The sequence below is a fragment of the Candidatus Paracaedibacter symbiosus genome, from assembly GCF_000757605.1.
GTDB classification, from domain to species: Bacteria; Pseudomonadota; Alphaproteobacteria; order Paracaedibacterales; family Paracaedibacteraceae; genus Paracaedibacter_A; species Paracaedibacter_A symbiosus.
Genome location: NZ_JQAK01000001.1, coordinates 216,705 through 227,031, shown reverse-complemented (window position 1 = coordinate 227,031; position 10,327 = coordinate 216,705). Strand labels below are relative to the sequence as shown.

Sequence of the window (10,327 nt, the reverse complement as noted above, 5' to 3'; positions counted from 1 at the left end):
AAACTAAAGACGTTCACAGAAAGTCCATCTAATATCTCTCATTATAATGTCCTAAAAGATGAAGCTGGTGCTGTCTATAAGTTTCGGATCCTTTCTACGCCGACACCTTTTTCTGCGGTAGTTACTTTGCAAGGAGTAACAGATCGTAATCAGGCGGAGGCATTGCGAGGGATTAGGCTTTATGTGACGCGGGAAGAGTTACCTGATTTAGCAGAGGAAGAGTTTTACTACACAGATTTGATGGGAATGGCAGTGATTGATCTTCAAGGTGATTCTGTAGGTGAAGTTCAGGCAGTTCACAATCATGGTGCTGGAGATTTTTTGGATATTCATCTTAACTCGGGGGATGTTTACAGCATTCCGTTCCGTAAAGAATCGGTGCCTACCGTGGATGTTGCTGCGCGGTCTATTACCATTGATAAATCGTTTTTGCTAGATAGCAAAGTTTAGATGTCCCTCATCCAATCCACATCACAATCTCCCTGGTATGCGACAGCAGTGACGCTTTTTCCAGAAATGTTTCCAGGCCCCTTAGGTTACTCTATTTTAGGAAATGGTCTGGACCAAGATCTATGGAGACTGGATACAGTCCAGATTCGTGATCATGCGTTAGATAAACATGCAACCGTTGATGATACACCCTATGGCGGTGGGGCGGGTATGGTGATGAAGGTAGATGTGGTTGATCGAGCACTGGAGACTGCGCTTGAACGCCAACCGGGGCGTAAACTCATCTACATGAGCCCTCGTGGTAAACCATTAACACAAGCTTATGCACGGCATTTGGTTCACGATTATTCAGGCATTATTTTGCTTTGTGGGCGCTTTGAAGGGGTTGATCAACGAGTTATTGATACAAAAGAGCTTGAAGAAATCAGCATAGGCGATTATATTCTAACAGGTGGCGAGATACCGGCGCTTGTTTTATTAGATGTTTGCGCGCGATTAATTCCTGGGGTCATTGGAAAACAGGAATCATTAGTGCATGAAAGTTTTGAAAATGGGCTGTTAGAGTATCCACAGTATACAAGACCACAATCCTGGAAAAATAAGATCGTGCCGGAGGTACTGCTCTCTGGCGATCATCAAAGAATCGCTGACTGGCGGCAGGATCAAGCAGAAAAAATAACTCAAATGCGTCGACCAGATTTATGGCAGAAGCATATTGGAAAAAAGTAAATTTTAGGAGTTAACTATGAACCTGTTGCAACAAATTGAGCAAGAACAGCTAGAGCATCTTACGCAAGACAAGCAAATTCCAGAATTTCAAGCAGGCGACACAGTTCGCGTGCACGTAAAAGTTGTGGAAGGTGAACGCAGACGTACACAGATTTATGAAGGTGTCGTTATTGGTCGCCGTAATGCAGGTATTCGCTCTACTGTGCGTGTCCGCAAAATTTCTTCTGGTGAAGGTGTGGAGCGCGTATTCCAACTTTACTCTCCAAGCATTAACATTGAAGTTATTCGTTTTGGTCATGTTCGCCGTGCGAAGTTGTATTATCTTCGTACACGTACCGGTAAAAGTGCTCGTATTGCTGAACGCCCTCGCAAAACAACAGCAAAATAACAAACTGTTTCTATTCTTTTTTAAAGGCGTCTTTATGGCGTCTTTTTTTTATATTAATTTAATTGTGGAAATATCGCCTCTCTCCTCCCTCATTTTCCCCCACCCATTTTCGGCTTTTTTTTATTACAAACGCCCCTAAATTTCTAGAAATAAATACCGATCCCTTGAAGAAAATTGCTATCTTTTTCACCTATAAATGTCGCCAAATTATCTTTATGTGAATGAGGGGCGAGGGTATCTAAATATTCTATCAAAACTTTCATTTTTAGGTTTGTAGATGGGGATGGCCTTGCTATAGTGGGCCATAGGATGATCATTGCTGTTCCCTTGGGCTTACTTCGGGGATCCAGGCATATATAAACAGCTTAGATCCGTGGAGCAAGATTTCGTAAAGTCTTTTTCAAAGAACTCCATCTAACCCAAGGATAGTAGTGAGCGCTGATAAAATAGTGGGGCAGCTAATACTGTATTATGTTGGAAAAATTGGTTGTGTAATTTTGCTGGCAATAGTCATGGGACTTTTATCGGGTTGCTCCTGGCTGTTCCCAAAAGAGGATAATGACTATTCTCGTAATTTGACAGACTATCCTGGCATAGAATATGATGTTCATTTTAACGTGGTAGGGGATGAGTTCTTAGAATCCTTTATTGAGACCAATTCAAAGCTAGAATTGTTGCGAAATAAGCCCCCAATTAGCTCTAATGCATTGAGATATCGTGTTGTCCAAGATGTCAAAAATATTCGACGGGCTCTAAAACATAAAGGATATTTTGAGGCGAATGTTGAGGCGGCAATAGACATTCAAGCTTCACCAAAACTCGTCAATATAGCCATTGAAACAGGCCCTAAATATAGTTTGGGGGGCTTTAGTTTAGAGATTTTAGATCATGATTCAAATGTTGATATAACCCCTTCTAAGCTGGCGCGCGTCATGGAAATTGAGGTGGATGATCCGGTGGATCAAGATAAAATTTTCGAGGCAAATTTACGGCTTGAGAAATACTTCAAAAATCATGGTTATCCGTTTGTAAAAATGGAAATCCCAGATGGCAAAGCTGATAAAGATGAAAAAACCTTAAATGTGGTATTTAAAGCAACCTTGAATCGAGCTCGACAATACGGCGATAATTTTATTAAGGGGATTAAAACCATTGATTCCACCTATATTCGTAACCGCATTGTTTGGCAAAAAGGTCATGTGTATGACGATCGGGAGGTCGAAAGGACAAAGCGTAACCTTATCGATAGTGAGCTCTTTTCGGCAGTGATGATTACCCCGCTTGAGGAAGCTGTTGGTGAAGAAGTACCGATGACAGTAGATTTGGTTGAGGCTCCGCCGCGGTCGGTGGGCGCTGGAGTTGAATATGCTACTTCAGAAGGGGTAGGGGGACGCCTTGCTTGGACGCATCGGAATCTATTGGGTGGTGGGGAAATCGTTAAAGTAGAGGTAAAAGGAAGTCAAAAGGAATCTAAGGCGATCGCTAGTTATGAAATTCCCGATGTTTTTATAGCTGATTTAAATTTTCTCACCTGGATTCAGGCGCGTTATGAGAACACAAGGGCTTATAAAGGGCAAGTTTATGAGACGTATGCCGGACTTAATTATTGGTATATGCACCATGTTCGCGCAAGCTTGGGACTGGCATATGAGCACTCAAAGCTAACGCGTATTGTGACACAACAGGATAAATATTTTTCAATTCCTGCGACTCTTTTAATCGATTTGCGTAATGATGCGATTAACCCCTACAAGGGGTGGCGCCTATTCGGTGAAGTGACGCCCTATTTTGGCAAGCTGGGCCAGTCAAAGAAAATGCTGCGATTTTTATTGAACGCGAACTATTATCTGCGATTAATTAAAAAGGATGTTTTTGTAATTGGTTTCTGGGGGCGACTAGGGCAAATCACACATATCCATAATAAAGATATTCCTTTAGATAAGCGCTTTTATGCAGGTGGTCTCAATTCGGTGCGCGGCTATGGTTTTCAAAAAATTAGCCCTACTGATATTGAGGGTAATCCAACAGGTGGTAAGAGATTAATGGAATTTGGGGTTGAGCCACGCTATAAAATTTCGGATACAATTGGTGTGGTTGCCTTTGTTGAAGCGGGATCTGTTGGCCAGGCGGAGTCATCTTCCTCTGAATCTGGACATTATTTAGTGGGATATGGCGTTGGTTTGCGCTATTATACGGCGATCGGCCCTGTTCGATTCGATATTGCGTTTCCAAGCAGAAGACGCATTGTTAATGGTAAATCTTATGATTCTGCCTTTCAACTTTATCTTAGTATTGGACAAGCGTTTTAAGATGATAGTAGCCTTTAAAAAATTCTCAATTTATGCGCTGCTGACTTTTATTTCTATGCTGCTTATTATCCAAATACCAAAGGTCAATACTAAGATCACTGAAATGGTATTGAATACTGCCTTGCCTAAGGGGATGAAAGGACATATTAGTCGAATTCATGGCCAGTTTCCCTTTGATGTCAAGATTGATTCTGTCAAAATTTCAGATCAGGAAGGGCTATGGTTAGATATACACGGTTTCCAATTTTCCTGGATTGGGGCAGGTATCTTTTTTGGTAAAATTGAGATTGAAAGGATTGGAGCTGAAACATTAGAAATCATTCGCTTTCCCATTATCCCTCATGATAAAGCAGCGAAAAAGGGTACGCTACCCCTCCCTGTAGAGATTAGTGAATATTTCATCAACAATGTTAAAATTTCTCCTTGGTATTCAGGCGGCGTCAAAATTCACGGTAAGGCAGCATTAGCACGCGCTGATCAGGCAGATTTTAAGTTATTTATCGAAACAATTGACCAATTTGAACATGGTGATGCAGATTTACTTGAGCTTGAAATTCACGCATCGGGCCAAAAACTCATTGTCTTTGCTGAAGCAAAAGATTCACTCACGCGGCTCAAAACGATCGCACCTGAGCTCGCCGCCCAAATTAAAGAAGGTGATTACGAGTTTAATATCGATCTAGAGGCCAATCTTGATGGGACAGGGGTGACGGGCTCCTGTACAGCGGCCATTAATAATTTCTTGAGTGTAAATACGCACCTGAATCAATTTATTGGTGATCAGTTGGATTTGGCAATTGAAATAAATCTCGATGAGTCTGGTAAAAATGTTATCGGGTTAGGTGATTTTTCAACTTCCAACAATATTAAAGCCAACTGGCAGCTAAACTATGGATTGGCGGAGCGGACTTACACAACAGCTTTGACGTTTAATTGCGCTCATACCGAGCATCTATTTCCCCATAACTCTCAACTACGGGGCAATGTGAAAGCCACCATCAACGCTGAGGGTCATTTAAATAGTGATCACCATGTGAAATGGTTATTAACTGGGCCAACATTAGCGGGACGCCCTTTAGATAAATTTGCGGGAAATGTTGTATATGAACACCAAAAAGGCCAAATTTATGCCAATTTTAGGCATCCTTATCTTGAAACAATCTTGCATGGGACCTTTTATTTGCAGGATGAATTATTACATTTTGATGGGTTTGAATTTAAAGGGATTGATCATAAAATCAACGGGAATGCTGTAGTTGATACCACCACTTTTAGCTTGAAGCAAGCTGATTTCCATGTGGCGATAGACAATATCAAGTCTATGGCCAAATTGTTTGGACAGAATCTTGCCGGACGGGTGAATGGGGCAATCCATCATGAGGATGGACAATATGGCATCGACCTAAAATTTGATGACGCTATTTATGAAGACTTGGCCTTTCATAAGCTTAATACCAAAATAGCCTTTAAAAATTCAGAAAACTTTACCGTGAACTTGAATGCAGGCATTGGACATTATAAACGTTCTAATATTGAGTCTGCTGTTTTTTCAGTAGAAACCAAACAAGGGAAAGGGTTCTTTGAACACCATCTCAAAGGCGGAGATATGGCCTGGTCAACGGCCGGGACTCTTGCTACAGTGGAGCAACAATGGAAAGTTCTGCTGAAAGAATTGCGCGTTTTTTATGCAGATCAGGCGATTGTTGAGCTTGTAAAGCCAGTTCACTTAGAGGCCACCCCCGAAACTTTTAAGGTTGCTGCGAACACGATAAAACTCGGGAATGGTGAACTTGTCTTTACTAATCTCGAATTGGGCAAAATATATAAAGGGAAGTTGACATTGACTTCTGTTAGGCCCTCAATACTTGCTTTTTTAGTAAATGATCAGGTATTGGACGGTAAAATTAAGGGAGAGCTTGAGATAAAGGGTGAGAAGACGCCCAAAGTTGTGGCTAAACTTTCAATTGAAGATCTAAGTTTAAAAAATACATCACGCAGAACAATGAAATCATTGTCAATGGCAACTACTCTTGTATTTCGGGATAGCGAATGGTCATTAAAGCTAAATTATCATGATTCTGAAAATTCTAAAATTGAAGCGGCGGGGACTATTTTAACTTCCACACTGATTCCGGAGGCAGCGGCAAAAGTTTCGGCGAAATTAAAAGGTCATCTTGACCTTTCTGTTTTGAATGGGTTTATTTGGTGGGGGGATCGCTTTAAAGGGCAATTAAAAATTGATCTTGCAACGAGCAATACACTGCAGCAGTTACACCATAGAGGTACTCTTATATTGCATGAGGGAGAATATGAAAATGCAGAATTTGGGACAATTTTGCGCCATATTGAAGTACACTCAATATTAAACGGGTCAACCCTGCAAATCACCAAATTGACGGGGAACGATTTCCGTGATGGCACTTTTACAGGCATTGGTTCTGTGAAGCTGGCAGATTTGTCGGCAATTCAGCCGCAGGTATTCCTTAAACTCGAGAATATGTTAATAGCGAACGATGACATTCTCTCAATCAATGTCACTGGCCAGATTAATTTGAAGCCAACAAACAAGGGTGCCTGTGTTCTCGAGGGGCAGATTCAAACAAATTTTGTGGATGTATTTTTAGAAGATACGGTTCAAAAAATCAAAAATATCAATTTGATAGAAGTCACAGAACAGACGCAATTACGGCGAAAAGCGCCTAAGAATCACCCACTAATTCCCATGGCTTCAACCTACGATTTAAAAGTCCACATTCCGAACAAGCTGCTGATCGAAGGACATGGAATCAAAAGTTTATGGAAAGGCGATTTGCATGTTATAGGGCCGCTCAATAACCCCGAGGTGAAAGGTGAGCTGGTGATAATTCGTGGCCGTGCAGATGTTATTGGCAAACAAATGTCAATCGCCCCTGATAGTAAAATTTCTTTTATCAACCAGAATAATGATGTTATTCCATTTTTGAATATTAAGGTTGAAAAGACAATCCGGGATGTTGACGTTATGATTTGGCTGCGAGGAATTGCGACAGATCCTAAAATTGACTTTATTTCAACGCCAGTGTTAGGTCAGGAAGAAGTGGTGTCGCTGTTGCTCTTTGGTAAGCCTTTAAACTCAGTTTCCTCAGCCCAAGCATTACAGCTAGCGACTAAGCTTGCCGCGATTAAAGCCCGCGATAAAGGTGGTAATTTGATTAATAAATTCCAAGATGCTTTTGGTTTGGACGAGTTTTCTGTGGGCAGCAATGATTCATCGGATGAGAATGGGACTGAGCAACAAGATATATCATCAGGCTATTCTGTGCGGGTTGGGAAGCAACTAAATGACCACATTTATTTCGGTGTTGATCAAGGCTTAGGTGTTGAAGCAGATACCAAAGCCATCGTAAATATTGATGTGACAAAAGATACCAAAGTTAATCTTGAAGCCGGTTCTAAAGGGGCAACGGTTGGATATTTCTGGGAAAAGCGCTATTAATCGGCTGTTATAAGTAATATTAGTTGGAAAGCTAAGATTTAATAACGCGATGGGAAATGAAATTTCAAGCCTTAATAACCGCGCCGAGCATAGTCCTGTTTCTTCTCGTGTTTGGGGTATATTGCCGCGAAATTGGGCGTCATTTACCGCTAAAGCAGCAACAATTTTATCTGATGCTTCAGAAGGTCGCTCAACTGTTTCAAACTGGAAAAAGCCATTATTGAGAGCGTTCTGGGTAGGGTGAGGGTAATAATTATCATAGACTTTTTGGCTTAATATGGTCGATAAGTATTTGATATCCTTTAGGTAATAGCTCCAGAACTCCTTTCTAGGTGGAGGCTTTCGTGATTTTTCTCAAAGTACGTTTCATTAAAATAAAAATAAGGCTATAATACATCAACGTAACAAAAATCATTATTGCGAAACAGCTTGTTGAGTCAGAATGCTTGAACCCCACCTGTTGCAAATCAATAAAATTTATAAACATAAGAGGAACAAGGAAAACCTTGCTATAAGTTGCAAAAGGTATGGTTGTTTGAAAGAAATCTGGATAAATTTGGTACTTCAAAACCCGTCTAAACCCATACCAGAAAAAAAGATAATCCCAGGCAAAACTCCAAAAGCCGAAATAGAGGCTGATGCTGAGAGAAGGTTCTTTTATGTCTTGCAACTCAGGGGAAAATGGTAAAAAAAGAAAAATATATTTTCTAAAAAATTCAAGCTCGCCAGAATTTATTAATAAATTGAGGAAAAGTAGGTTTAAGCACAAAAATATGATAAATATCGTAAAGCCAAGTACATTTGCACGCCATGAGATAGACCAATAGATTTTGATAAGGTCAAAGAGGCGAGGGTTCTGATTGAACATTGTGCTGATCATTCCCACATTTGAGATAAACAATGTTGTTAGCATAAGGGTAAACTCGGGTGATTAAAAAGATTTTTTTTAGTATGTTTAGCGCTTTAATTTTGGTACCAGTTGCCCTTATTTTATGGTTGATGTTTGGTCCAGGAGGGGTGTATACACGCGTCGATCACGGCCAAGATACGGTTATCTTAATTGAAAAAGGGAGTCGCCACGAAGAGATTATCAAGGTTTTGTTGGATAAAAAGCTCATTAAAAACTCTTATGTTTATTATGTAGCTCTGTTTCTTGCACAACAACAGGGCAAACTAAAAGCAGGGGAATTTTTAATTCCAGAACATGCAACTCCTTATCATATCATTCGAATTTTATGTTGCGGTCGGGTCATTGTTCACTCAGTGACCTTTCCAGAAGGAGTTACGGTTGCTGATGTTGTTGAGAAAATTAACTCACTTGACAATCTAAAGGGCCCCATTTCTCATACGCCAGAAGAGGGTATGCTGCTTCCCGAAACTTATACTTATGTGTATGGCGATACAAAGCAATCAATTATTGATCGTATGAGTGCAGCCATGACTAAAACGGTCAATGAACTTTGGGAAAAAAGCAAAGAATTAGGCCTTTATAAAGAGGCCCATGAAATCATTATTATGGCCTCTCTTATTGAGAAAGAAACGGGGAAAGCGTCAGAACGGTCAAGAATTGCAGCCGTGTTTCTTAACCGTTTAAAAAAGGGGATGAAATTGCAGTCGGACCCAACTGTTACTTACGGGTTAACTTTGGGCAAGATTAAGCTTGGTCGCCCAATCACCAAGCAGGATTTAAGATCTGAAACGATTTTTAATACATATGTCATCGCGGGACTGCCACCATCTCCGATCGCGTGTCCCGGTGTGGATGCACTAAAGGCGGCGGTGAATCCGCTGAAGACTGAGGATTTATTCTTTGTGGCAAATGGTAACGGGGGGCATCACTTTAGTGAAACTTATTCGCAACATACCAACCATGTTAATGCGTGGCGTCGCCTTGAACGTAATCGGGGATGAGATACTCCACACTATTTGGAGAAGCGAGTTTTTGGTTTTTTCAAGTATTAGGATATAGCGTAATAATTGAGGAGATAGGGCAAATTTGGTGCATTTCTAGATTCTGTGAACTTATTGATCTTAAAAGATTTTTGAAAAAAGTTAGGTGTAGGTTACTAAAGTGTTAAAGAAAAGTATTGCAAATTCTAACAGATTTGGTATCTTTTTAGTATAATCGCATTGGGGTGTAGCCAAGTGGTAAGGCAGCGGGTTTTGGTCCCGCCATTCCTGGGTTCGAATCCTAGCACCCCAGCCATATATGGCTCGTTTTCCTAATATACTCAATCTCGCTTTATTCAGTTTCTAGACTGAAAATTATCTCAATAATCGACATTAGCCATAAAAATTCTGTTCACCTCATAACTCTTGCCATCCTTGTAGCAGAGGAAGTCCGACATACGCCTCGCTGGTGTGCTGCCACATACGCCTCGCTGGTGCTGCCACAGATTACTAATCATCAGGTAAATAGGAGGAATGAGAGCGAAAGGGCGGAGGTGCTGACGCAGCAAAATCCTATGGTCGAAATCATCAAAGGAATTTCTATTTAATGGAGTTTTATGCTCGGTTTTAGGATTAGTTGATGCGAGAAGTTGCAAGGAGCCGCGCTAGCCACCCCTCGCACGACAAAGCTAGCCTTATTTGCTAGTGCCAGTTGCAGATGTCGTTGTTGTGGCCTTGTACGTTGTTGTGCTTGAACCACCTTTATTGGTTTTTTTATCTGTTTCTTTATAAGTTGTGGTGGAAGCAGAGTCGTCTGAACTCATTTTATGACCTGTTTCATTGGCAGCATGGGAGATAGCGTGGCCAGCTTTTGATAGATCTTCACCAATGCCTTGTGTTGTGTTGCATCCGGAAAGCATTAATAAAGCAATAGTGCCGCTGCCAAGAATTGTTTGTGTGGTTTTTTTCATCCGTAACTCCTTTATGGTTTACTCTTAAATAACATTGCAATCACTTGAATTAATATAAATACATAATATAGTAACACTCACTAAAAAATCTACGATATAAAAAGTTAATTTTTCA

Annotated in this window: 9 protein-coding genes and 1 tRNA gene; 9 read left to right on the top strand and 1 reads right to left on the bottom strand. The window is 40.7% G+C overall.

Features of this window, described 5'->3' with window-relative positions:
- From rimM to IG80_RS0101070, 9 genes are all read left to right on the top strand, one after another.
- On the top strand, nt 1-450 hold a 450-nt coding region (gene rimM / locus IG80_RS0101110), incomplete at its 5' end, for a ribosome maturation factor RimM (protein WP_032112241.1).
- The gene (gene trmD / locus IG80_RS0101105) at nt 451-1,179 is read left to right on the top strand and encodes a tRNA (guanosine(37)-N1)-methyltransferase TrmD (RefSeq protein WP_052045830.1); all 729 of its coding nucleotides are present in this window, start codon (nt 451-453) and stop codon (nt 1,177-1,179) included.
- A gap of 16 nt (nt 1,180-1,195) precedes the next feature.
- Nucleotides 1,196-1,567 carry a 50S ribosomal protein L19 gene (rplS, locus tag IG80_RS0101100; RefSeq protein WP_032112240.1) on the top strand — a complete coding sequence of 124 codons (372 nt, stop codon included), beginning with the start codon at nt 1,196-1,198 and terminating at the stop codon, nt 1,565-1,567.
- A 431-nt stretch (nt 1,568-1,998) separates the two neighbouring features.
- On the top strand, nt 1,999-3,876 hold the full coding sequence (locus IG80_RS0101095; protein ID WP_156961985.1) for an autotransporter assembly complex protein TamA: 1,878 nt from the start codon (nt 1,999-2,001) through the stop codon (nt 3,874-3,876).
- The gene (locus tag IG80_RS0101090) at nt 3,830-7,351 is read left to right on the top strand and encodes a translocation/assembly module TamB domain-containing protein (RefSeq protein ID WP_232224300.1); all 3,522 of its coding nucleotides are present in this window, start codon (nt 3,830-3,832) and stop codon (nt 7,349-7,351) included. The genes IG80_RS0101095 and IG80_RS0101090 overlap by 47 nt, the downstream gene beginning before the upstream one ends.
- A 49-nt stretch (nt 7,352-7,400) precedes the next feature.
- Nucleotides 7,401-7,595, top strand: a complete 195-nt coding sequence (locus tag IG80_RS0101085; RefSeq protein ID WP_032112237.1) for a hypothetical protein — start codon at nt 7,401-7,403, stop codon at nt 7,593-7,595.
- 291 nt (nt 7,596-7,886) lie between these two features.
- Complete coding sequence (locus tag IG80_RS16060; RefSeq protein WP_232224299.1) at nt 7,887-8,039, top strand: hypothetical protein; 153 nt, start codon at nt 7,887-7,889, stop codon at nt 8,037-8,039.
- 263 nt (nt 8,040-8,302) lie between these two features.
- Entirely contained in the window at nt 8,303-9,262 is a 960-nt protein-coding gene (mltG, locus tag IG80_RS0101075) for an endolytic transglycosylase MltG (protein ID WP_052045828.1), read from the top strand.
- Between the two features lie 220 nt (nt 9,263-9,482).
- Nucleotides 9,483-9,557, top strand: a tRNA-Gln gene (locus tag IG80_RS0101070).
- A 379-nt stretch (nt 9,558-9,936) separates the two neighbouring features.
- Here the strand turns inward: IG80_RS0101070 and IG80_RS16670 are convergent.
- A complete protein-coding gene (locus IG80_RS16670; RefSeq protein WP_032112234.1) occupies nt 9,937-10,212 on the bottom strand; it encodes an entericidin A/B family lipoprotein in 276 nt (91 codons plus the stop codon).
- Nucleotides 10,213-10,327 lie beyond the last annotated feature (115 nt).